Below are 23,293 nucleotides of genomic sequence, written 5' to 3'. Positions count from 1 at the left end.
GCAGCCAGTTATAGATACTTCATTAAAAGGACCTTGAAAAATGAAAAAATCAGATCAGGAAACTCAATATCTCAAAGAAGGAATCATTAAAACCAAATTGACAGGTTATAATTTGCTGAATAATTCCAGATTAAATAAGGGGACTGCTTTTACTGATAAGGAGCGAGATGACTTTTCTCTTCACGGTTTATTACCGCCCCAGGTGAGTACTCTGCAAGAACAGCAAAAACGTCGCTACGATGGATTAGCTGAGTTGCCCACTTCATTAGAAAAATACAGTTTTTTACGTGGTCTTCAAGATAATAATGAAACGCTTTTTTACTCGTTGATTATTAATAATATCGAGGAAATGTTGCCCATTGTCTATACTCCTGTGGTAGGAGAGGGGTGTCAAAAGTTCAGCGAAATATTTCGCAAACCTCGAGGTCTATTTCTTAGCTATCCAAACAAGAATTTGATTGATCAAATTTTATCCCATCCACGTTATGATTTAATTAAGTGTATTGTTGTGAGTGATGGTGAGCGTATTCTCGGTCTTGGTGATCAAGGCGCAGGGGGTATGGGAATACCGATTGGTAAAATGGCTCTTTATACGGCTTTGGCTGGGATTCCGCCACAATATTGCTTGCCTATTTTGCTGGACGTAGGGACGGACAATGAAGAACGATTGGCAGACCCTCTTTATGTTGGTTGGCGCCACAATCGTGTTCGTGGCGCAGAGTATGATGAGTTTGTGGATACATTTGTATCTGCGGTGAAACGTCGTTGGCCGCATGTTCTTTTACAATGGGAAGATTTTGCTGGCATCAATGCAACACGTTTATTGGCGCGTTACCGAGATCAACTGTGCACGTTTAATGATGACATCCAGGGAACTGCTGCGATGGCAACAGGAACCTTACTTTCTGCTATTAATGTCACTGGAATTCCACTAAACGAGCAAAAAATCGTTTTTGTTGGTTTTGGTGGCACGGGCCATGGAATTGCTCAATTAATACGTGGCGCCCTTAGAGATGCTGGATTAAGTGAGCAAGAAGCCGCTGAACGCATCTATGCAGTAGATAGATATGGACTTCTTGTTGAAGGAGGAAAGGGATTGACCGAAGATCAGGCTGATTTTGCGCGCAAACGCTCCGAAATAACCGGATGGCAGGTGACAAATTCTGAGGAAATCGGACTACTCGATGTGGTTCGCAATGTAAAACCCACCGCCCTCATTGGCGTTTCAGCACAACAAGGTGCATTTACTGAAGAAGTGGTGCGTACTATGGCGAAGTATACGGATCGCCCTGTTATTTTCCCTCTTTCCAATCCAACCTCTCATAGCGAGGCAATTCCGCAAGATCTGCTTCATTGGACGGAAGGTCGTGCTTTAATTGGGACAGGAAGTCCTTTTGAGCCAGTGAAGTACAATGGGAAAGTATTTCATATTGACCAAACAAATAATTCATACATTTTTCCCGGTTTAGCTTTAGGCATTATCTCCTCTAAGGCTAAACGAGTTTCCGATGGCATGATCAAGGCTGCCGCACTTGCGCTTGCCGAATGCTCTCCAGCTCGGGAAAATAAGTCGGCTAATTTATTACCTCCGCTGGCAAACCTCCGCTCAATTAGTCTTGCTATAGCAAAGGCAGTAGGGAAGCAGGCGATATTGGAAGGTCTTGCTGGGGTGAATGAATCAGAATTTGGGGAGGAGCTTGCTGACAATATATGGGAGCCAGTTTATAAACCGTATCAGCTTACCGATTAAATAGTTTCTCAATGGTGGTTTGGGTTAACCTAAATCATCATTGAGAAACTATTGTATGCGCTAAATTAAAAATTTCTATAAAAATCATTGTGTTAAATAATAATTCATATTTTTGCACATATATGATAAAAATACTGTGGTATTATTTGCAAAATTGAAGAAATAGTTTCCTTGTTTGATACAAAATAGAGCCGGTTCCACTCAAGTTCATAGGGGATACATCATGATGAATTCCAAGTTGTCTTTGGATCTAGAAAGGAAATATTCTGAGGATCTATTTTCAAACAATCTCACCTATGAAATTTCCCATACGTACTTAATGGAATTATTGGATGTAGGCAAATTAAATGTGTGGCAGTGGGATTTGAGTACAAATGAAATTATTGATTTTGGTTATTCTGAATCGTTATCTGTTTTAAATTTAGACAGCAAAGTGGGCCATATTGATCATTTCATAACACGGCTTCATCCTGAGGATCGCGAAGAAATAGCCAATGCATTAATTAATTCTCTAACCCATTTTGAGGATCATTACTCTGATTTTCGCATTCTATCAGCCAAAGGACATTATGAATGGGTATCAGCTCGTGGTCGTTATATTCGTGATGCAGAGAATAACCCAGTTAAAATGATTGGAACCTGGCATTTTATTACAGAACAAAAACAAAATCAGGAATTGATAAAGCAGCAACAAACAACGCTTGATCGTATATCAAGATGTTATTTTTCGGGAGAAGCGGCTTCTTCATTATCTCATGAAATTTCGCAACCCTTATTAGCACTGAACTCCTATCTTCTTGGTAGTATTTTGCGTTTACAGCAAGAGGATAAAGGCTCAAATCAGTTCATCGACGTACTCCAAAAAGCCTTAGAACAAGTTGAACTAATAAGTACTATTGTTAAGCGAATGAAACGTTTTGTTACCCATGGAGAATTACACTTTGAGCGAGTTAATTTGGTTTCATTAGCAAAACAGTCTGTCATCTTGTCAAAATTTTATTCGAGTTTTTCCGGAACAGTTCAATATGAATTTGATGCGAATTTGACCGAAGTCTATTTGGATCGCAATCAAATGCGACAGGTATTCTTAAACCTTATTAATAATGCCTTTGAAGCTATGTTTGATTCCCAAACCCAAAATCCTTCGTTACTGATTAAGATAGCAAATCTTGATACGGACGTAGTGGTTACTATTGTTGATAATGGACCTGGTGTGTCACAAGGTGTACTCGATAATCTATTTACTTCATGTTATAGCACCAAGGAGTATGGCTTGGGTCTTGGGTTAAGCATTTGTAAAAAAATTATAGAAGCTCATGGCGGGAGCATTAAAATAGAACAAAATACTGCTGGCAAGGGAACTATAAGTTCTTTTAGATTGCCTAATCATATTTTGGAGTCACAGAGTGAATAAGACAATATATATTGTTGACGATGATGAAAATGTATTGCGTGCTTTGAAATGGCTTTTTGACTCAATGAGCTTTGAAGTAAAAATTTACTTGGATGCGACAAGTTTTTTAGAACAATATGATCCCAAACATACCGGATGTTTGATTACCGATGTACGTATGCCTGACATGGATGGTCTAGAGCTCCTTGGAAAATTAAAAAGACAAAATAGCCTACTCAACGTCATTATTATTACCGCTTATGGTGATATTCCCATGGCCGTAAGAGCAATAAAAGCGGGTGCAATTGATTTCATTACCAAGCCTATAAATGAGCAGGACTTGTTGAAGTTGATTAAAAAATGTCTTGAGCACTATCCAAATCATGTCACTCGTGCAATGGATCAATATGAACTTTTAACTGAGAGCGAGTTGCGGGCTCTTGATGTTATTTGGAATAAAAATTAATCTTCTTCTTTGCTAGGGGATGTCAATACATCCTAGTACCCAAGCAACGCTCTGATTCTATTGATGTAATTTCTTAATGAAGTTTGCATCATAAAATCCTTCAGTGGCGTTTCAATCTCAAAATAGAGAATATTTGCTAAAAAGCCATAGCAACAAGCATCCAGTGTATGTACTTTATTTCCAAATATATAATCTTTATCTCCTAAAATATTAAGAATCGCTCGCAGATCATCAATTCCGGATTGATATATATCCTTAGTCGAATATCTGCCAATCCCCTGGTAATGATATTTTTCAATATTATATTTTCTTATTTGTTCAAGAGTAGTTTCTGATAATTCGGAACGTTGTTTTAAGAATCCAGCTTTGAATAAAGGCCAAAATTGTTCATCTTGCCAACGTGAATAGGACATAACCCAATACAGATGATTATCTAACATACGAGTAGTTAAAAAATGGATGTTCTTTTGTTCTTCTGTTAGATCGTGATCTAAATTCACATATTTTTGTGAAAGATATTGCAAAATATTATTACTATCTGTAATGGTTTGCTCATCGTCAATCAGATAGGGTAATTGTCCTCGTGGTGCATTTTGGGTATTAATAATATGCTCATGCTGGTAATCTATTTGCGTAAGTCTAAGAAAAGTTTCTACTTTTAGACCAAAAGGATTATTATCAGGAAGGCCAAAGAGCTCTGGGTAAGAATATAAAATTATCATTGAAAATCTCCCTAAAATTATTTACTTTCCAGGTGCTGCAATGCAACTGACTTCAACGAGCAGCCCAGGTAATGCCAATGCGGCAACTCCAATAGAGGTACTTGTATAGGAGGAAACAGGCATACAATTTTTCCTGGTTGCAAAATAAGCAGGGCCATTTTTCTCAATCTCGACAATGTACGATGTCATGGCGAGAATATGTTCCAAGCTTGAATTGGCTGCATGAAGGGCATATTCGATATTTTGGAACAGTTGTCGGGTTTGAGATTCAATATCGAGGCCGACTATTTTTCCTTCCTTATCTTGCCCTGCTTGCCCGGTGACAAAAATCAAATCACTGTATTGAATACATTGTGTAAATCCATACTTTTCATAAGAAAGTAATTCGGGAACTTCGATTACCTTTTTGGGCATGATTAGTCCTTCATCGTTACGGTGCCACATTCCTCTTAACTATCCGAATCCATCGGTAAGAAAAGGTCCAAGTTTTTATATGTTCTCACAAATAGCTCAAATCAGCGAATAAAACTAATTACACTTTTTTCCTTTGGTGAATGTGAATAAATGGGCTTATTTTGATCATTTTTAACGAAATCAATACTTATTACAGCATTTACTTATACTATTTAATGTTTGGTTAATAAATGGTCAGTATTATATAAGCTATTCCCATATCGCTTGGGAAAAACAAATAAGCCCAGAAATTTAGGGGGGAGGCGATATGACCGATCCAGTCAAACTGACTCAAACGATACAAGATTTAATAGTACAATTAGGAGCAATTAATCCAACCCTCGTTACAGTATTTGCAAACAAAGCGGATATTGATGTACAGACTATAATTGATTGGTTTGCACAAACTCGATTTATTAAGAGTGATGAGAATACCTTTTTTTTAGTCACTTCCTTACGGGCCTCCTTATTAAAAGAATTGAATAAGTCATTAAATCCAGGGGCAAAGGAAGAAGAAACTACAAAAACTCCAATGTCTGCAAAAGCTAAATATGCCTTACTTGCTCTTGCGGGAACTATTTATTTTGGCTGTGAGGGGTTTGATGGTATTACCGCATTCATGGGAATTTTTTCTTCAATTCCTACGATCGCGATTTTTGCGGGAGGCCTGGTATTTTCAATTGTTTCGGTGATTGTATTTTGCAGTTTTGATTTAGTTGAAATTTCCAAGAATCTGGGGGTTAAATCTTCAGAAACGCCCCAGTTAATTGATGCGGCGCTCGAAGAGTTTAAAGAAATAAAAGCGATTCGCGCACGCCTTACCCGCCTTGCTAAACAAGATAAAACACAAGAAGAGCTTGATGAATATCGCAAGCTCGCACTAATGTTACTCCAAAGACATTTGGAGTTAAATAAAGTCCGTGGGGATCTAACATTAGCTTCCGATAATCCATACTTAGACACTGCGAAAAAACTTACGGCAATTTTTGCAGGTTTTATCTTTTTCAGTGGCGGTTTTTTTGCCGGGCAAACGGTATCCTTGGCAATTGCCAGTTTATTCGTCGCTACTATGTCTGCAACGGCCTGGCCTATTGTTGTTGCTGCAGTTGGTGTAGGCTTTGCAGCACTGGCCGTGTACTGGTTTGTTGAGCGCCCGGGGATTGAAAATCTGATTAGCCGTTGGAAGGGCCTGGATAAAGAAAAAATTGATGAATTATGCAAACCAACTGTTGTGGATAAAGAGACAGAAAAACTAGGCGAATTAATTCATGACATTAATACTCAGATAAAGGCGCTTCAGGAGAAGGCAGCAGATAAAGCGCAAATTAATACAATGCAAGAAAAAATAGATCGTTTGGAACAAGAGAAGAACGAGTTAAGTTCTAAACTAGCAGCAGCAGAAGAAAAAGTAACTCAAGTAAGTGAACAATTAAAGCTCAAAGAAACACAACCAATACAACAAACTCTCCCTGCTGGAGTTGGAAAGAATGTTGAGCCAATTGATGAGCTAGAAGTTAGTAATCCATTACATATTCATGGCAATGATGGGGCGATGTCTGCTCATCGTCAACTCTCTTTGTTTGCTATGAAAAAATCAGCATCTACCGGAAATCTTCGTGGATTGATGCAAAAAGATATTTTCAGTGGAAATAGCAGCCTGTATTCTTAATACAGGCTGGCACTTATTATAGTGAAGAAGCAGTTAATGTTGCTTCAATGTCCAAACTATCCTGTTCCAAGGAACGTTTTCTTTCTCCTGAGGTAGCTAAGAATCCATTTCGCATAATCCCCTGAGTTACCATGTGTTTGCTCGCAGGTTGTTGCCAGACCGGTACTGTAACAGGTATTGGCCCAAGAGCAGTTGGTGGTTGGGGTATAGGCCTTCTTCCTGGATTAAGTTCATTTTCCTCTGCTTCCAGTAATTGAAGTTGCTCGGCGGTAGGCGTTTCGACTTGACTGGTATAGATAAAAGGTAACATACGAAGTTTGAAAACCAACATAAAAGCTTCAAGTTTATTACTTAACTCACTATATCCGTGTTGTGCTGGAGCAGCAGAGGTTGCCTGCAATTGAGATGGCGATAAGATCTCAATGCGATTGAGATCGGTACGGTAATAAATTTTATTGTCGTCACCTAACAATAGTAAGGGCTGTGGTTGTCGGTATTCCTTATCAATATCAGGCATTTGTTCCAAACCGCCATATTGCGTCTGTTCAGGTAATTTACTTCCATTAAACACAAAATTTAGGTCTTGTAGTGAACAAGCCATGCCTGCCAAACAGGCTTGTTTATTAAAATAATTATTTGCTACATCAAAATCATCATCCCCCCCCGCGGTAACTGGCGGCTCGCTTTTATCGGGTGATGGATCATAAATGCGTTTGGTGTAAACGGTCACTTTGTTTAATTCATCATGTAAACTGTTGACCAAAATACTGCCCCAAACTCCAAAACGCTGTGGAAGCAGGGCTCTTAAATCACCCACAAATGAAATATGACCGGCAGCAAAGTGGTCGGTATAATAGTGAAAACAAAAAAACTCCATGCCCAATGCCAATGCCTGATATCGATGGGCCAGATCCAGCAATTTATCTCGATCCAAACCGTCAGGAGTCTGTTTGAGAACCTTAAGCAGTGCATTGAATTCATCGTTCTTTGATTGATAATCTTTATGAGTAATGTACTGTTTTAACTCATAATGAATGCGCGCATATTTGAGGGCTATATGATGACCTATAGTGTAAACACGAACAGACCACGGGGTAAAATGTGATAAATTTCTGGTCAAAATTTCACTGTAATTTTTTACCCGTAGAGCAAACATGAGTTGTTGTGCGTAGAAATTTAAAGTGCTTGAAAATGGGATGTACTTACCATTATTTATGGTATAAATAGTATTAATATCACTTTGTTGTACGTTGTTATTTGCCAGTCTTTTATAAGAGCTGATTAATTTTTGTTCCTCGCTCTCGTTAACTGGTTTTTTAATTAAATACTTCCCTAGAGTTTCACTGGTTCCTTTGCGATCAAAAGCTTTCCGATTAGCCTTAAACTCCCCAATACTGGGTAAATCAAGGGATACTTCTTTTCCACCAAAATAGTCGCCAGACATGGCGATAATGACCCCAGGAGAGACATTTAATCCAATGGGTTCAGGAAGACCAATTTCATTAAACCCCTGAACCTGTAAATGCAGGCATCCTTGTTCATCGAGCGTGATATATGGATTGCCTTGTAAGCTATCCCATTCTTGAAATCGTAATGCATCACCCAGCTCCGTGTGTTCATTTGTATTCATAAGCTAGCTCCATTTTTTATTATTATTACGCTCAAAACAATGAACTTATTAGGCCGCGCACATTTTGACTATCCTGGTTAAAAGCAGCAGGTATAGCGCAACATAAACAGGCCCAAATGGTATTCGAATATCAGTTTTCAAAAAAAGAAGAGTTAAAAAAATAAATATAGAAGTGGGATGCAATATTTTCAAATAAGGTAGTTTATTTCTTGCTGTCTCATAGAGTGTGATTTCGCATCTGTAATTAGTAATAATCAAGCTACCTCAATCGATAAATGTTTACTTATTTTATTTTCGATAATTTACAAATTATCGAAAATAATTAATACTATTCGAAATTTTAAATTAAAGAGAAATTTAATGTCGCAAATTAAAGTAAAACAATCAAAGACGAGCACGGTATTAGAGAAGTTACGACTTGATCTTGTGAGTGGTTATTTTGAGCCAGGTCAAAAATTGCAAATGGAACAGTTAAAGGAACGTTATGAGGTAGGATACAGTCCCTTACGTGAAGCATTATCTCGCTTGGTAAGTCACGGCCTAGTCAGTTTTGAGGATTTATGTGGTTTTGCTGTTCCTTCTTTATCTTTAGCCGAATTATATGACCTCTATGCCGTCAGGATTCAGATTGAAACACGTGCTCTGGAATTATCGATACAATATGGAGATCAATATTGGGAAGCAGATATTATTGCCTGTTGGCATCGATATGCAAAATACCTTACCTCATCATCAAACAAACCACTAGATCCTGTTGAATGGGATGCGCTACAAAAAGAATTTACCCATGCTCTAATCAAAGCCTGTCAATCTCCCTGGTTACTCAAAATCCAGGATATGTTGTATGACCATTCATCACGCTATCGCTTTTTATGCTTGGGGCGCCATCATAATGATGGACACGTATTAACGGAATTCAAACAAGAAAATGAGGAGTTAGTCGCCGCAGTGCTAGCGAGGGATACTAAAAAAGCAATTCAGATTTCGCAAATTGGTTGGGATAACTCAATTCAAATTATGGCAGACAGTTTAAAGGATAAAAACGCTTGGGAGTAAAGCAATGACTGGACATAAAAAAAACTATCTGTTCATACCTTCGGTGCCAACCCCTAATGGTCGACTGCATTTAGGTCATATTGGCGGTCCATTTTTGAGTGCAGACATACTGGCAAGATACCTACGACTTTGTGGGCATTCAGCGCGGATAATCTCTGGAACCGACAGTTATGAGTCCTATGCAGCAGGAAAAGCAGAGGAGGAACATACACACCCTGAGGATACATGTCATCATTATCATGCATTAATTGCACATGATTTAGAGCAAATGAATATTGAATGTGATGAATTTATTAATCCACTCGATAACAAATGGAATGCATCATATCAAAAATGGCACGAAGAGATTGTTCAACAATTATTGGAAAATAAAGCCACTACACGATTAAAAGAAAACATGCTTTGGGATGAGAGGAATCAACGTTATCTCACAGGTTACTGGCTTCAAGGAAATTGCCCTGTATGCTATGAACGAACCGCGAGTTATTTTTGTGAGCATTGTGGTGCCCATTTTCGTCCAGAAGAAATGATTCATGAGGGCGGTTTAGAGCCAAAGGAGGTTGAAAATATTTTTTTACAGCTTCCCAGAAATGTTGATCTTATTTCCAAAGGAATCAATCAAAACCTCCAGACACTATTTCACACTTATCAAGTGTTGCAGAATTATCGATTTAGACTTACAACTCAGTGTGATTGGGGGTTGGTCGATAAGACTGATCCTGAGCATTCAAGAACGTTGTTTAGTTATGGTTTTGTATTTGCCTATTTTTTGATGTTTGGGGAAATAGCGGCAAAAATCATGGGCATCAATAAAAATGCATTTGCTGCAGATTCTGATGTGATCACTATTTCTAGTTTTGGTATCGATAATGCATTACCTTTTTTAAGCAGTGCCTTGGGAATTAGTTCTGCATGCCCTCAATACAAATCATTTGATTATTACCTCGTGAATTATTTTTATTATCTTGATGGCAGTAAATTTTCAACAAGCCGACAACACATGATTGGAGTCGATGAGGCCATCAATCAAAAAGGACTTTCCAGTGACATTATTCGGATGTACCTTGCTTCGATTGATGTACGAAATCAAACAGGCAATTTTGTCATGAATGATTTCATCCAATATTACAACAAAATTGTAGATTGGTTTGAGCACCGTGTTGTTTATGGTATACAAAATCTACCTGAGCTAGTCATGCACTCTTGCACTCAATCGTTGCAACACCAATTATGTGAATTGTTTTCAATTCAGGAGCAAGTGTTACAACCCGCTCAATTTTTACCCCATATAGGAGTTCAATCTCTAAATCACTGGATGGTTTTAAGCCAGAACATCGATCCTTGCACTGATGATTATTTCTGGTGGTTAAAAGGGTTTTCCTTGGTGATTTATCCCTATATGCCAAAACTAGGTGAAACAATCTGGCATGCGCTGGGATATGAACAATTACCTAGCTATGCGGATTTTTTTGTTAAGCCAGCACAGCCATTACAGAAAAAAATACAACTCACCCTAAAACGAATTACTCCGGAATTTAAGACACAAGCAGAAGGAATCTGTTATGAACAGAATAAAGCATGAAACTTCCGATTTACTTGGAGTAGGTGTTGGACCATTTAATTTAAGTTTAGCGGCCCTTTTATCTTCAGTTAAAGAGATTTCCAGTGTTTTTTTCGAACAAAATAAGGAAATGATTTGGCATCCTGGAATGCTATTTCCCAAAGCTGAAATTCAGGTTAGTTATTTAAATGATTTGGTTACGCTTGTTGATCCTACCAATCCTTATTCATTCATTGCTTATCTTGCAAAACACAAACGATTGTATCGTTTTATTAATGCACAATTTAAACAGGTGTTACGAACGGAATTTAGTCATTATTTAAATTGGGTGAGTCGGTCATTACCTAATTTAGTGTTTAATGAGCAGGTTGAAGGCGTCTTTTTTGATAAATCTCATTTTGTCATGCAAACAACGAAGAGAACAGTTAAGGGAAGGCATCTTATTTTGGGTAATGGCTTAACCGCAAAAGTTCCAGCTTGTGCCAAACGTTATTTGGGTGAGAATGTATTACATAATAAAAATTTTTTACTTCATCCCATAAATTGGCAGGGAAAAAGAGTTGCGATTATTGGTGGTGGGCAAAGCGGTGCTGAAATTGTGCAACATATTTTATTTCATGGGGAGCAATTACCTGCAGAATTAAATTGGATTTCGAAGAGAGAGCAACTATTACCGATGGATACTTCTCCATTTGTAAATGAGTTTTTCACTCCTAAATATGCTGAATATTTTTTTCATTTATCTGAAAAAGAAAAAGCATTTTTATTGCAGGAGCAACTCTTGGCTAGTGATGGTATTTCTTTGCACTTGTTGCAAGCAATTTATCAAAAACTTTATAGCTTGGAATTTCTGGAAAATAAAGGTAAGTTTTTTAAATTTTTCCCTCGTCATGCATTAACAAATATGAATAGCGAATCAGGGGCATATGAGTTACTTCTGACCGAACTAGGTACTATGGGAAAAAGAATAGTTTCTGCCGATATTGTGATTCTGTGTACAGGCTATCAGTGGGAGTTCCCGGCTTATCTTTCCTCGCTTGCAGATAAAATACCATTAATTAATGGCGCATTTTGCATGAATCCTGATTTTTCGATTGTATGGGATGGCCCCAAGCAACATCGCATTTATGTCCAGAATGCAGCGCATCAATCTTATGGGATTGCTGAGCCTAATTTAAGTGTTATGGCATGGCGAAGTGCAAAAATAATTAACAGCATCGCGCACGCGCAAATCTATGATCTCAATCAAGAGAGCACGGTTTTGGATTGGGAGCAGGAATTAGTTCATGAGGAACAAAAATATGCCTCAATTGCCTGAATCTAATTTTTTTGTAAACCCCAGGTTGGTTATTTCTAACCCCGAACATATTGCTCCCGGCGTTGTGGTAAATCCAGTTGATTTTTCACAAAAAAAGGTATCCGCTCCTTTTCAAGCAACTTATTTTGAAGTGATGCCTCAGTGTGAAACGCCACTCGATTACCATCACGAGCAAGAGGTTTGGATTGTATTAAATGGAAGTGGTATTTTGACTTATGAAGGAACGGTTCACTGCCTTAAAGAACACGATTTTTTTTACTTTGCGCCATTTAAAAAGCATCAAATCCATAATCCTACGCAAACCAAACTTCTTATTTGTTCTATTTATTGGTAAGGCATTATTGTGGTGGCGGTATTTAGATGTCGCGCTCTTTGCCAAGAAGAAAAAAAGTAATTCAAGGATGTTATAACTGATTGGAAATTTTAATGAATAAATACAAGGTGCGAATGTTGCAGCCTATTGATGAAGAAAACTGGTTCGCAATGTGGCATGAATATATGAAGTTTTATCAAGTATCTCTACCTCCTGAAGTAGTTATTAATACATTTGAAACACTACTCTCTACAGATAAAAATACAGGATGTATTATTGCAAGTGACTCTCAAAATGCAGCGGTTGGCTTTCTTACTTTTATTATTCATTTAAGCACTTGGAGCATCGCTCCAGAATGCTATTTACATGATTTATATGTAAAACCAGAACATCGAAAAGCTGGAGTCGCTAGAATGCTTATTGAAGAGTTAAAACAACTTAGTAAATTACGGCATTGGCATAAAGTCTATTGGATAACCAAACCAGATAACCGGGTAGCTCGAACACTGTACGACAAAATTGGACGAGGAGAACCGTGGATTGTCTATGTCATGATCGATTAAGTAAATCCGCAAAGTTAAATAAGATATTTTTTGACGTTAAATTCTAATAGACTATTAGAATCGATGAACTATGGGGATATTTTATGCGGGACTTCATCAAACCGGCACTTTTTAATGCTCAGCTAGTAAGAAGTTTAGGATGTGCTACGTATCAAGGTGCTGAAATTGGAGAGTGTTTTGCCATAGCAAATCAAATTGAGCCAGGTAATAAAGAAAGCTGGTATGCCCGATGGGCTGCTTTTGGTGATCGCAATTACAGTATGGCTGAAACCTATCGTACTCAAGGCTTGTGCTATGATGCGAAAATGGCTTTTCTACGCGCATGCACCTATTATCGAACAGCCTTTTTTTTCCTGGAAGATGTACCTACTGATCCGCGGATTGAGCAGGCATTACAATATAGCATTCGTGCTTTTCATCACGCTCTTGAGTATTTTGAAACCCCGGTGGAAAAGGTAGAAATTCCCTTTGAAAATACGACATTGCCTGGATATCTGTACCTAAATCATACTCAGTCGAATCATCCTAAACCCATTCTGATTGACACGGGCGGGGGCGATAGTACTAAAGAAGAATTATATTTTAGTACGGCTGCTGAGGCCTTAAAGCGAGGCTTTCATTGCTTAAATTTTGAAGGGCCTGGTCAAGGCAGCATGCTGCGATTAAATAAAATACCCTTTATCCCTGATTGGGAACGGGTCATTGCGAAAGTTGTTGATTTTATTATTAATCGCCCTGAAATCGATCCGAATAAGATTTTCTTAATTGGTCGAAGTTTTGGTGGTTATCTTGCTGCTCGAGCCGTAACAAAAGAACAACGAATTTCAGGTTGTATTGTTGACCCCGGTATATTTGATGCAAGTGGTAACCTTGAGGCTAAATTTAATTCCATCATGACTCAGTTCCCGGATTTGCAGGATGCTCCTTTAGAGCAGGCTTTAACACATGTCATGAAAACAGATGAGCATTTACGGTTTATGCTGGAAAGTAGAACGTGGCGATTTGGTGCGAAAACCGTTGAAGAAATGCTCAATAGAACTCGTGCTTATACTTTGGATGGATTGGTCGAGCGCATTCAGTGCCCCATGCTGGTTTGTGATAATACTTTAGAATACATCACATTAGGTCAAGCAAAAAAATTATATGATCAGTTGCAATGCAAAAAACAATACATTCTATTTCATGATGAAGACGGTACTGGAGGTCATTGCGAACCGCTTGCGCCAAGATTATTTAGTGCAAAAATCTATGCATGGCTGAATACATTATAAAGATTTTTGTGCGTTTAAAATGAAATGCATTATCTGGTAGGCAACGCATAGGATGAAAATAAATGGATTTGCAATCGTTAATTACTATGGATAACCAAGCAATATTTGCCAAATTAAATAGTTCTTTTGCTGGATTAACCCATGCGGAAGCTCAAAAAAGACAAGCTTTATATGGATTTAATGAAATTACACAAAGTCCTTATCGACTTCTTATTTTGGAAGCAATTTCACATTCGACTAATCCACTTGTTGCCATATTGTTGATTGCCGCTGCAGTTTCAGCGTTTACTGGAAATGTTGTTAGTTCCATTATTATTATCATTATGGTGATTATGAGTATTGGCCTGGATTATTTTCAAAGTCATCGCTCTTTAGTTGCAGTCAAAAAATTACAGAAGAATATTGCTTCTACTGCAAATGTTTTACGAGATGGTCAATGGAATGAAATTCTATGCCGCGAGTTAGTTCCAGGCGATATTATAAAGCTCATAGCCGGTGATTTAATCCCCGCAGATGCGTTGTTGTTAAAAGCAAAAGACTTACATGTACAGCAAGCTGCACTGACTGGTGAATCTTTACCAGTTGAAAAAGAAGCGCTCCAGGAACGTACGGTATCTCAAAATATTGAAGAAGCAGAGAATGTGGTTTTTTCAGGTTCATCAGTAGTGAGTGGTACTGCCACCGCAATTGTTGCTGCAACTGGTCAGAACACTCAGTTTGGTTACATCGTCAAAACACTTTCCAAAGCTGCTCCGCATACTGAATTTGAAAAAGGTATTGTCCGCTTTGGTTTGTTCATTATGAAAGTGGTATTTTTTCTTGTTCTGTTTGTATTTGCGGTCAATATTTATTTAAAACGTTCGTTGCTTGAGTCATTGTTATTTGCGGTCGCTTTAGCTGTGGGACTGACCCCGGAATTATTGCCGATGATAACGACAGTAACGCTTGCTGCAGGTGCAGTACATATGGCAAAGAAAAAAGTTATAGTCAAAAACCTATCGGCAATTCAGAATTTTGGCAGCATTGATATTCTGTGTAGTGATAAAACTGGTACTTTAACCAGTGGTGAAATGATTTTGGAACAACATATCGATCCACTAGGAACTCAATCTGAACATGTAATGTTATTGGCTTATTTAAATAGTTTGTTTGGTACGGAAATTCCTAATCCGTTTAATGTTGCAGTATTAAATAAAGTAAATATTAATCCTCTAGATGCAGCAATCTTAAAACATGATCACCCCGATGTGCAAACCTATCACAAGATCGATGAGATTCCTTTTGATTTTGAACGTCGTCGTTCCAGCGTTGTTGTTGACAAAAGCAGTTCGCATATTCTGATTACCAAAGGTGCTCCTGAGTTTGTGATCCGTGATTGCACTCATTATGATTTGGCTGGGGAAATCCATCCATTAGATGATGCAGCACGCAAAAAAATTGAATCTGTTTTTTTATCGTTAAGTGAGCAAGGATATCGAACATTGGCCGTTGCGTACCGAACAATTGATATCAAATCTTCATACCATGCTCCAGATGAGCAAAATATGGTTTTAGCTGGATTTCTTGCCTTTTTTGATCCAGCACTCAAGGAAACCCCGGCAATCATAAAGAAGTTGTCTCGGGAGGGGGTCAAGATAAAAATTTTGACTGGTGATAATGATCGCGTTACACGACATATTTGTCAGCAAGTAGGTCTTGATGCGAGCCGCATGCTTCTTGGCGAAGAATTAAATCATATTACGGATGCGGCATTGGGCGACATTGCGGAGAAGGTCGATGTGTTTGCCCGTATTTCGCCCATGCAAAAGCAGCGCATTATTAGCGTTCTTCGTGCGCGCGGGCATGTAGTGGGTTATATCGGTGATGGAATTAATGATGTTCCTTCTTTGCATACGGCAGATGTAGGAATATCAGTTGCTGGGGCTGTGGATGTAGCTCGTGAAGCGGCGGATATTATCTTATTAAAACGTCATTTAAGCGTGTTGTTGGCAGGAATTCTTGAAGGACGAAAGTCGTTCGGAAACGTCATGAAATATTTAATGATGGGAACCAGCTCCAATTTTGGGAATATGCTAAGCATGGCTGGTGCGATTCTTTTTTTACCCTTTTTACCGATGTTACCAACGCAAATTCTTTTAAATAATCTTCTATACGATACATCGCAAATTGTAATTCCAACCGATAATGTAGATCCCAGTTTTGCACGCAAACCGAAGCATTGGGATATCGCGATTATTCGTAAGTTTATGTTTTATATTGGTCCTGTAAGTTCTATTTTTGATTTTATTACCTTTTTTGTAATGCTGAAGATTTTTGCAGCAACAGAGGCATTATTTCAAACCGGCTGGTTTGTAGAATCTTTGGCTACACAAACATTAGTCGTATTTGTAATTCGCTCGGTAAAAAGTCCTTGGCAAAGTAGACCCAGTAATCCCTTAATCATTATGGTCTTATCTATAGTCTCGCTTGCTGCAGTATTGCCTTTTACACCGCTTGCAAAATTTTGGGGATTTGTTCCTTTACCGGCCACTTATTTCTTTTTTTTGATTGCTGCGACAATTACTTATCTGTTTTTGGTAGAAATTATTAAAAAGAAATTAATGTGGAAATGGATAGAAGGAAAATAAGCGACCTAATTTCCTGAAAAATTAAACTATTTATGAAATTGGAGTGTAGATTCGCTTTTTTGATTATTTTAGAAAAATACTTTAAATTGGAGGAGTATTATCTTTTCGACATCCAATTTTGAAATTTCATGGATAGATAAATATTTTATAAAAACAAGGAGTTGAGTTTTGAAAATAAAATCGACTGTAATTTTATTGACGGGAATTCTGGCAAAAAGTTCTTTGGCTGGAACCATGGGGGCTATTGAACCTTCTTCATTCCCTTGGGTTGGGGCTCTCAGTATTGGTCCTGTTTGGGAAGATGGTGGTAAAAGTCAAAGCATTTTCCTAACCCCCGATATTGAAAAGACCTATGCTGCAGATAAATCAACGGATGCACTTGCAAATTTTGAGGTATTTTTAGGTTTGCATCGTTCATTTAATCCCACAATTCAGGGGCAGTTCGGAGTGGCCGTTGCTGCAACGACCAATGCAAGTCTTGCTGGAGACATTTGGGATGATGCGGATCCGGAATTTGATAATTTTACCTACAGCTACAAAATTCAGCATACTCATGTTGCCTTGAAAGGGAAGTTATTGGCAGATATGGGATTTGTAGTAATGCCTTGGGTGAGTGGGAGTGTTGGTGTAGGGTTTAATGAGGCACGCTCTTTTAGAAGTACACCAAAGATTTTTGAAGCGTTACCTAATCCTAATTTTGCTTCCCATTCCCAAACCGCCTTTACCTATACTGTGGGTGCAGGAATCGAAAAAGCATTGAATCAGAATTGGCAAGTAGGTGCTGGTTATGAGTTTTCTGACTGGGGTAAGAGTCGTCTAGGTAGAGCAGAAGGTCAAACCCAGAACTCTGGTATAACACTCAACCATTTATACACAAATGGCATAATGTTTAATTTAACCTATACAGCGTAAGGATTACTGTATGACAAAGAATTTACCGATCTTTTGTTTTTTTCTCGGATTAAGCTGCATCTCCTCTACACAGGCGGGACAGCCTCTGTGGACGATGACTTTAGAGGCTGGCAATAACAAACAGACTCTTCCTGAAAATGTTACAGCGACGATTACTTATACGGTACAAAACCAATCAAGAAAGTCGAAAACTTTAGCGTTACAACCCACTCCAGGTCTTGTCCAGACTAATTCCTGTCGCTTGGCGCCTAAAGGGTCTAAGGGAGATAGCTGTTCGGCTACATTTAAAATTATTGGACGCATGCTCCCGATTGCTGGTTTACATTATGGTCCAGTGTTATGCCAGGCAAATCCAGATGGGGGTGCTAATCCAAATCAGTGTTATCAACCTGATAAGAACAATATTTTGTCGATTACCAAAACGAAAGAATTAGCGGATTGGAACAACTGGGGACAAAATATTCAAAATAGTCATCACAATATCAACTCAGGTGTTACTGTAGATAATGTGAAAAAAATCGTGGAATTATGCAAAATTGATTATACACAAGGTCTTGTACCTACTCCATCAAATACATCAAGTTTTTCGAACAGTGCCAAACCAGTCATTGTAAATGATACTATATATTGGACTGGTTTTGCTGGAGTAATAGGAGCTCATCAAATTCAGCGAGATGAGTATGGTAACTTTATAGGATGTAATCAACTTTGGGTACAAAACGTAGGTACTTTAGTCGGTCTCGTTCTTCCTTTTGGTTATACACCGTCTGTTCGTTCCTCGCCTGCTTATTATGAGCGTGGTAATGGTCAGGGTACACTGCTATATACTGCTATTGATAGCATTTTTTCTTTACCTCCCAGTTTATGGTTTATAACCCCTCCCTTTGCAATTGCTCTTGATGCAAAAACTGGCGAAAAATTGTGGCAAATAGACTTGGTTGACCCAAGTGAGGTGGCTGTTGGAATGGATGCGGTTACACCAAGTACAACCGCAAGTCCTCGCATCTATAAAAATACGGCTTATCTTGGTTTTTCAAGTTTAAATAATGCTTTTGGTAACCTTCCCATGACTTTTAGAGGGCATATGATCGCCCTGAATTTAGGGGGACAAGGTTTATCTCCAGATATGCCTTCAATTAAGTGGACTCAATTCACTATTCCACCACGTCCGGCTAACTATCAACCCGGTACTTGGTTTGCGGGTGGTGGTGTTTGGGCGAGTGCCCCTTCTATTATTCCAGAGCTTGGTTTGGTTATTTATGGTTCGGGACAACTTTATAATTATCCAGATTTTGCCAGTGCATGTATGCAAAGACCGCAGTCTATTACCACTCCTGAATTTAGTACTACGCAAAAGGGGCAAACAGGAAAAGGGGCTACTGAATGTTTGAAAGAAGCAGAAGCTCGATTAAAGCAGTTAGGAATTACACAACCGCTTGCATCGAACTCTATAATTGCTTTGAATATGAAGGATGGCAGTTATTCCTGGCATGTGCCAACACAAGGTCTTGATAATTGGCAAGGTTCTTGTGGGCTGAATATCGATCAACCTTGCAATGTTCCAGTTCCTGGTCCTGACTGGGATATTAGCGGTAGCTCTCCAATTGTGGCTGATCTCAAATCATTAGGTAAAGTGGTTATTTCCCATAATAAGGGAGGGGCGCTATTTTGGATTAAGGCTGAGACTGGAAAAGTTATTAGAAAGGCTGATGTATGTGTAGGAAGCGCTATAGGGGGAACTCATTGGGGATTAAGTTACGATCCAAAAAATGAAACGATCTATGTCGCTTGTTCCGCAGGCGGAATTGTGCCTAACTTTGGAGGGGTTGTAAATTATTTGTCCATATTGGCGAATGGTCGAAAAACCTGTATGTCAGGCTATCTTAATGCGATTGACGCGAATACCGGGCAACTAAAATGGCAGACTCTTCCTGCACAATCAGAGATCGTTGATGTCAATTCTCCTGGTTGTCCTGATCAGCTTTATTCGGTCGATGAGCGATTTAAGTATGGCCTAAATTTTGACATCGTAATCAAAAATAATCAATTTAAGGTACCAGTCAATGTAATGCCTAACAGCAGCAAAATTCCTTTGGCTCATCAACAAAAGGCAAGAAGTAATGGTGTACCTGCAAATGCCAATGATATTGTTTATTGGCCTGTCTATTATGGAACAGTGTATGCGCTGGATGCCAAAACAGGTGCCTATTTAAAGGAAATGAACTGTGATGAGGGCGCTATGTATGTAGGACCGTCTGTTGCCAAAGGCCTGGTTATGCTTGGTTGCGGTTATGGTAATTTTAATTCTGCTGATGTTGGTAAATCCATCATGGTTTATGGTTTGCCTAACATTATAACGAATCAGACCAAAAGTGCCGGCTAGAGCATAACTAATCTTCGATCAAGATTTGAATGCGTTCGTACTATTCAAATCTTGATCCATCTCGCACTACTCAATACATTGTCATCAACAGAAATATTGTTAGCACAAAGTATTTAATGAAATAAATGCTTCGTGCCTGTTTCTTTAACGAACAATATATAATCCTGAAATAAAAAAAAATCCCTAAATATCCTATAACAAGAAGCAAGCTATTTCGTTTTATTAATCCAGTACTAAAAATAATAAGTCGTGTCGCAAAGAAAAATTAGCCCAAAGGATTAGGGAATTTTTTTAAATAAAGCATTCCAAATTGGTATGAAGCATAATCAGTAATGTGACCTACATCACGATAAATTGGAACACCATTGAAGTCTGCTTTGCAAATATTGTTTTCGCATTGTACTTCTTTGGGATCAATTATAACCAATTGCGGGTACTTATCTTTCATTTGATCAAATAGCTGATGAAACCATGGATCCTCATAAAAGGTAAAATCACATTCATGTGGCGTATATGCTCTTCTTAATTTTATATGTTTAAAAACGCAATCATGAAAATTATTTTGCATTAAAGCGGTTGCGTGAATTAATACAGGTTTTGCTCCCGAGCGAGTAATGATTGAAAGTGCTTTATCCAAAGCTTCTTCCAGTCGCTTTTTGGTCAAGATTAAAGAGCGTTGATCATTCAAATTATTGATGATGTTTTCTGACAAATAATCAGCCCATAACTGCCCAATGATGACATAATCATAATGATTAGTTTGAATCATTTGATAATATTTTTGGGTTAGTTCATGACAGAGTGTATAAACTTGATTTTTAAAGTGCCACCAGTTATAGAGATAAATATCAGGCAAGGTTAAGCAGGAAGATACTGTTTGCATTAAAATGGAGACATTTGCAGCTTGTCCTAATACATCCGCAAAACCCCAATAATGATTCGAAAATGAATCCCCGATCATTAATGCGCGTTTACTATCAGATTTCTTTGCACCGGCGAGACATTGCATATTGATTTCATGCAGATGATCGGTAACACACAAATCCCTCATTGGGTTGTTGTATTGGTCTAATTGCTGATATACGGTTAATAGTTCGCCATCAAAACGCTGAGGAAACCCATGATTTTTTTTTATCAGATAATCAGTTAGGTGAAAAACAAGCATGGGAACTAATAACAGAAGTGTAAAAGTAGAACGAAATTGCATGTTCCTCCAGCGCTTTGATGGTTTTTCAATAAAACGCCACGAGAGATAGGCTAAAAGAAAAATAAGCCCAAAAGCAGCAAATAAAATGATGGGGGTTTCTTCAATGCTTTGATATCTTAAAACTGAGAAAATAACCCAATGCCAAATGTAAAGCGAATAAGACAACAGGCCTATGAACACTAAAGGTTTTCTGGAAAGTAATTGGCTTAAGATGTTTTTAGGGGAACAGCTTCCTATGGCAATAAGGAATCCTGTTGCACTGCAAACAACAAATGCACCCACATCGGGATAACCTGCTAACACGGGATTAAGTTTAGCAATATAGAGCAAGATTATTAATGCCATACCGCCAATAAGATCCAAAAGATATTTATTGACTGAACGCACCGTCATTGGGATGAGTGCAACACAAGAGCCCGTTAAAAACTCAAAGATTCTGCTGGAGAGTAAGTAATAGGTATGTGCAGGTAACGTTCTGGCATTGTATAAGGAACCAAGCAAAGCGATAAAGGTCAATCCAATTAGAATGGGAATCAAATATCTCTTAGGCGAGAAACGATGTAAACAATAGATAAAGACTGGCAAAAGTAAATAGCATTGCCATTCTATTGAAAGAGACCATGTATGAAGTAAGGGAAGTTGATGCGTGTCGGGGGAAAAATAACCGGTTGTCGTCCTATCAAAGAATAAATTGGACAAAAACAAAGAAGTTTTGCGCGCGCTTTTGCTGTATTGCATTAAATCATCAGGTAAAAAAAACAACAAAGTTAAGATGGTTGTCAAAACGAGCAAACAAATGAAAACAGGTTGTAAACGCCAGAGTCTTCGATTGTAAAACTCTAAAAAGGAAAAGGAATGATTTTGGAGTGATTTATGGATGCTCCGGGTAATGAGAAAGCCAGAGATAACAAAAAATACATCGACCCCTATAAATCCTGAAGGAAAAAAAGAGAGTCCTGCGTGATAAATTAAGACCAGTATAATTGCAATGGCTCTCAGTCCATCAATATCGGGACGGTATTTCATTCACGTTCAAACATAAAAGACCAATGCTATCACCTTGGTTAAACTTTATCTATAACCCATCCTTGCGGATGGGGGGCTCACTGTGAATAAATTCATTTAATTGATTCGCAATTTTTTCTTTATTGATGTATGCAGAATCATAAGTTGCGATAAGCGGGTACGGGGGCTTGTCTTTAAACGCTAAAGCCAAACGGTAAACAATAGAGCCTTTAGATCCTTGCATTTCTTCAAGAATCACTTTATCAACATCAGTTAAGGGAAATTTAATTTCTTCAATTTGACCCCAGAGTCCCTTGTGTCTAATTGTTACCGTTTGTAGTGTTTTATCAAATACAATGATTGCATCCTTAATTGACAGCAACAACAAACCGACTATAAAGAAAATGGCATCAAGAAAAATAAAAAGCCTATTGGCTGGATAGGGGATGTTGAAACTTTTCTTTATGCTTGTTTTTATGTAGGTATTGATTGCATTGGCAGCAATTTCTTTATCATGTTGGCCACTGGAGCTGCCAGCAGAAAGGTTAATTGAACCATGATCGGTATATAAATACAATGAAAAAAGAGTTCCACCTTTACTACCATGGCTAGGTTCTACTCGGGCCTCTCGTAATTCACCTAAAATCGTTGTGCCGTGGTAAAAATTATAAATAGAGCGCTTCAGGATGCACTCATTTGCCTGATTATATTGTTTTTGCTTGCATACAATTTGATACTGCATCATAAGGAGTAAAAAACCGAAAATACATCCTAAGATTAATAAGAATCCAAAAAAACGAATTAAACGCTGCTTAATTTCTAACTGCTGTTTCTCAGTACTGATCCTGATGAGTTTCATAAACGGTTCAGCCAGCGTGATTGATTTAATAGTTATTCTAGCAGCAAAATAAGCGTTTTTTTGTTGGTGATTCAATAAATTGAATATCCAATTACTCTATGCAACGAGTTTTAAGGTCTTTAGAGTATGCAATTT

At 38.2% G+C, this 23,293-nt stretch carries 18 protein-coding genes; 13 read left to right on the top strand and 5 right to left on the bottom strand.

From position 1 onward, the window contains the following. The first annotated feature begins 40 nt into the window (after positions 1-40). From BW930_RS04750 to BW930_RS04740, 3 genes are all read left to right on the top strand, one after another. A complete protein-coding gene (locus BW930_RS04750) occupies positions 41-1,750 on the top strand; it encodes an NAD-dependent malic enzyme (RefSeq protein WP_058467236.1) in 1,710 nt (569 codons plus the stop codon). Positions 1,751-1,973: 223 nt separating this feature from the next. Next, positions 1,974-3,164: a sensor histidine kinase gene (locus tag BW930_RS04745; protein WP_058467235.1), complete on the top strand. Its 1,191-nt coding sequence runs from the start codon at positions 1,974-1,976 to the stop codon at positions 3,162-3,164. Then, entirely contained in the window at positions 3,157-3,609 is a 453-nt protein-coding gene (locus BW930_RS04740) for a response regulator transcription factor (protein WP_058467234.1), read from the top strand. The genes BW930_RS04745 and BW930_RS04740 overlap by 8 nt, the downstream gene beginning before the upstream one ends. 32 nt (positions 3,610-3,641) lie before the next feature. Here BW930_RS04740 and BW930_RS04735 read toward each other — a convergent pair whose 3' ends face one another. Next, positions 3,642-4,331: a glutathione S-transferase family protein gene (locus BW930_RS04735; RefSeq protein WP_058467233.1), complete on the bottom strand. Its 690-nt coding sequence runs from the start codon at positions 4,329-4,331 to the stop codon at positions 3,642-3,644. 21 nt (positions 4,332-4,352) lie between these two features. Beyond that, on the bottom strand, positions 4,353-4,745 hold the full coding sequence (locus tag BW930_RS04730; protein WP_058467232.1) for a Rid family hydrolase: 393 nt from the start codon (positions 4,743-4,745) through the stop codon (positions 4,353-4,355). Positions 4,746-5,052: 307 nt separating this feature from the next. On the opposite strand from BW930_RS04730, the gene BW930_RS04725 reads away from it, so the two are divergent. Beyond that, positions 5,053-6,453 carry a coiled-coil domain-containing protein gene (locus tag BW930_RS04725; RefSeq protein ID WP_058467231.1) on the top strand — a complete coding sequence of 467 codons (1,401 nt, stop codon included), beginning with the start codon at positions 5,053-5,055 and terminating at the stop codon, positions 6,451-6,453. Positions 6,454-6,469: 16 nt separating this feature from the next. On the opposite strand, the gene BW930_RS04720 is transcribed toward BW930_RS04725, so the two are convergent. Continuing rightward, on the bottom strand, positions 6,470-8,083 hold the full coding sequence (locus BW930_RS04720) for a hypothetical protein (protein ID WP_058467230.1): 1,614 nt from the start codon (positions 8,081-8,083) through the stop codon (positions 6,470-6,472). A 360-nt stretch (positions 8,084-8,443) separates the two neighbouring features. On the opposite strand from BW930_RS04720, the gene BW930_RS04715 reads away from it, so the two are divergent. The 9 genes from BW930_RS04715 to BW930_RS04675 all read left to right on the top strand — a co-directional run bounded on the left by BW930_RS04715 (position 8,444) and on the right by BW930_RS04675 (position 20,087). Next, on the top strand, positions 8,444-9,139 hold the full coding sequence (locus tag BW930_RS04715; RefSeq protein WP_058467229.1) for a GntR family transcriptional regulator: 696 nt from the start codon (positions 8,444-8,446) through the stop codon (positions 9,137-9,139). Between the two features lie 4 nt (positions 9,140-9,143). Then, positions 9,144-10,721 carry a methionine--tRNA ligase gene (locus tag BW930_RS04710; protein ID WP_058467228.1) on the top strand — a complete coding sequence of 526 codons (1,578 nt, stop codon included), beginning with the start codon at positions 9,144-9,146 and terminating at the stop codon, positions 10,719-10,721. After that, entirely contained in the window at positions 10,702-12,018 is a 1,317-nt protein-coding gene (locus BW930_RS04705) for a lysine N(6)-hydroxylase/L-ornithine N(5)-oxygenase family protein (protein ID WP_058467227.1), read from the top strand. The genes BW930_RS04710 and BW930_RS04705 overlap by 20 nt, the downstream gene beginning before the upstream one ends. Further along, on the top strand, positions 12,002-12,352 hold the full coding sequence (locus BW930_RS04700; RefSeq protein ID WP_058467226.1) for a cupin domain-containing protein: 351 nt from the start codon (positions 12,002-12,004) through the stop codon (positions 12,350-12,352). The genes BW930_RS04705 and BW930_RS04700 overlap by 17 nt, the downstream gene beginning before the upstream one ends. A gap of 92 nt (positions 12,353-12,444) precedes the next feature. After that, the gene (locus BW930_RS04695) at positions 12,445-12,894 is read left to right on the top strand and encodes a GNAT family N-acetyltransferase (protein ID WP_058467225.1); all 450 of its coding nucleotides are present in this window, start codon (positions 12,445-12,447) and stop codon (positions 12,892-12,894) included. An 83-nt stretch (positions 12,895-12,977) separates the two neighbouring features. Next, the gene (locus BW930_RS04690; RefSeq protein WP_058467224.1) at positions 12,978-14,165 is read left to right on the top strand and encodes an alpha/beta hydrolase family protein; all 1,188 of its coding nucleotides are present in this window, start codon (positions 12,978-12,980) and stop codon (positions 14,163-14,165) included. A gap of 62 nt (positions 14,166-14,227) precedes the next feature. Next, on the top strand, positions 14,228-16,792 hold the full coding sequence (mgtA, locus tag BW930_RS04685; RefSeq protein WP_058467223.1) for a magnesium-translocating P-type ATPase: 2,565 nt from the start codon (positions 14,228-14,230) through the stop codon (positions 16,790-16,792). 168 nt (positions 16,793-16,960) lie between these two features. After that, positions 16,961-17,704, top strand: coding sequence for an outer membrane protein (locus BW930_RS04680; RefSeq protein WP_058467222.1), 744 nt, complete (start codon positions 16,961-16,963; stop codon positions 17,702-17,704). Positions 17,705-17,714: 10 nt separating this feature from the next. Then, complete coding sequence (locus BW930_RS04675; RefSeq protein ID WP_058467221.1) at positions 17,715-20,087, top strand: PQQ-binding-like beta-propeller repeat protein; 2,373 nt, start codon at positions 17,715-17,717, stop codon at positions 20,085-20,087. A gap of 265 nt (positions 20,088-20,352) precedes the next feature. Here BW930_RS04675 and BW930_RS04670 read toward each other — a convergent pair whose 3' ends face one another. Further along, the gene (locus BW930_RS04670; RefSeq protein ID WP_058467220.1) at positions 20,353-22,320 is read right to left on the bottom strand and encodes an acyltransferase family protein; all 1,968 of its coding nucleotides are present in this window, start codon (positions 22,318-22,320) and stop codon (positions 20,353-20,355) included. Between the two features lie 49 nt (positions 22,321-22,369). Then, a complete protein-coding gene (locus BW930_RS04665; RefSeq protein WP_058467277.1) occupies positions 22,370-23,158 on the bottom strand; it encodes a hypothetical protein in 789 nt (262 codons plus the stop codon). Positions 23,159-23,293 lie beyond the last annotated feature (135 nt).

Source organism: Fluoribacter gormanii, assembly GCF_900156395.1.
Classification (GTDB): Bacteria; Pseudomonadota; Gammaproteobacteria; order Legionellales; family Legionellaceae; genus Legionella; species Legionella gormanii.
Note: the sequence above shows the minus strand (reverse complement) of the source record. Positions and strands in the feature narration are given on the sequence as shown.

Bases quoted from the DNA above. Each gene is read 5' to 3' on its own strand.
- BW930_RS04670 (WP_058467220.1), bottom strand. From the start codon at position 22,320: ATGAAATACCGTCCCGATATTGATGGACTGAGAGCCATTGCAATTATA.
- BW930_RS04700 (WP_058467226.1), top strand. From the start codon at position 12,002: ATGCCTCAATTGCCTGAATCTAATTTTTTTGTAAACCCCAGGTTGGTT.
- BW930_RS04690 (WP_058467224.1), top strand. From the start codon at position 12,978: ATGCGGGACTTCATCAAACCGGCACTTTTTAATGCTCAGCTAGTAAGA.
- BW930_RS04715 (WP_058467229.1), top strand. From the start codon at position 8,444: ATGTCGCAAATTAAAGTAAAACAATCAAAGACGAGCACGGTATTAGAG.
- BW930_RS04730 (WP_058467232.1), bottom strand. From the start codon at position 4,745: ATGCCCAAAAAGGTAATCGAAGTTCCCGAATTACTTTCTTATGAAAAG.
- BW930_RS04695 (WP_058467225.1), top strand. From the start codon at position 12,445: ATGAATAAATACAAGGTGCGAATGTTGCAGCCTATTGATGAAGAAAAC.
- BW930_RS04750 (WP_058467236.1), top strand. From the start codon at position 41: ATGAAAAAATCAGATCAGGAAACTCAATATCTCAAAGAAGGAATCATT.
- BW930_RS04710 (WP_058467228.1), top strand. From the start codon at position 9,144: ATGACTGGACATAAAAAAAACTATCTGTTCATACCTTCGGTGCCAACC.
- BW930_RS04665 (WP_058467277.1), bottom strand. From the start codon at position 23,158: ATGAAACTCATCAGGATCAGTACTGAGAAACAGCAGTTAGAAATTAAG.
- BW930_RS04675 (WP_058467221.1), top strand. From the start codon at position 17,715: ATGACAAAGAATTTACCGATCTTTTGTTTTTTTCTCGGATTAAGCTGC.
- BW930_RS04705 (WP_058467227.1), top strand. From the start codon at position 10,702: ATGAACAGAATAAAGCATGAAACTTCCGATTTACTTGGAGTAGGTGTT.
- mgtA (WP_058467223.1), top strand. From the start codon at position 14,228: ATGGATTTGCAATCGTTAATTACTATGGATAACCAAGCAATATTTGCC.
- BW930_RS04720 (WP_058467230.1), bottom strand. From the start codon at position 8,083: ATGAATACAAATGAACACACGGAGCTGGGTGATGCATTACGATTTCAA.
- BW930_RS04725 (WP_058467231.1), top strand. From the start codon at position 5,053: ATGACCGATCCAGTCAAACTGACTCAAACGATACAAGATTTAATAGTA.
- BW930_RS04735 (WP_058467233.1), bottom strand. From the start codon at position 4,331: ATGATAATTTTATATTCTTACCCAGAGCTCTTTGGCCTTCCTGATAAT.
- BW930_RS04745 (WP_058467235.1), top strand. From the start codon at position 1,974: ATGATGAATTCCAAGTTGTCTTTGGATCTAGAAAGGAAATATTCTGAG.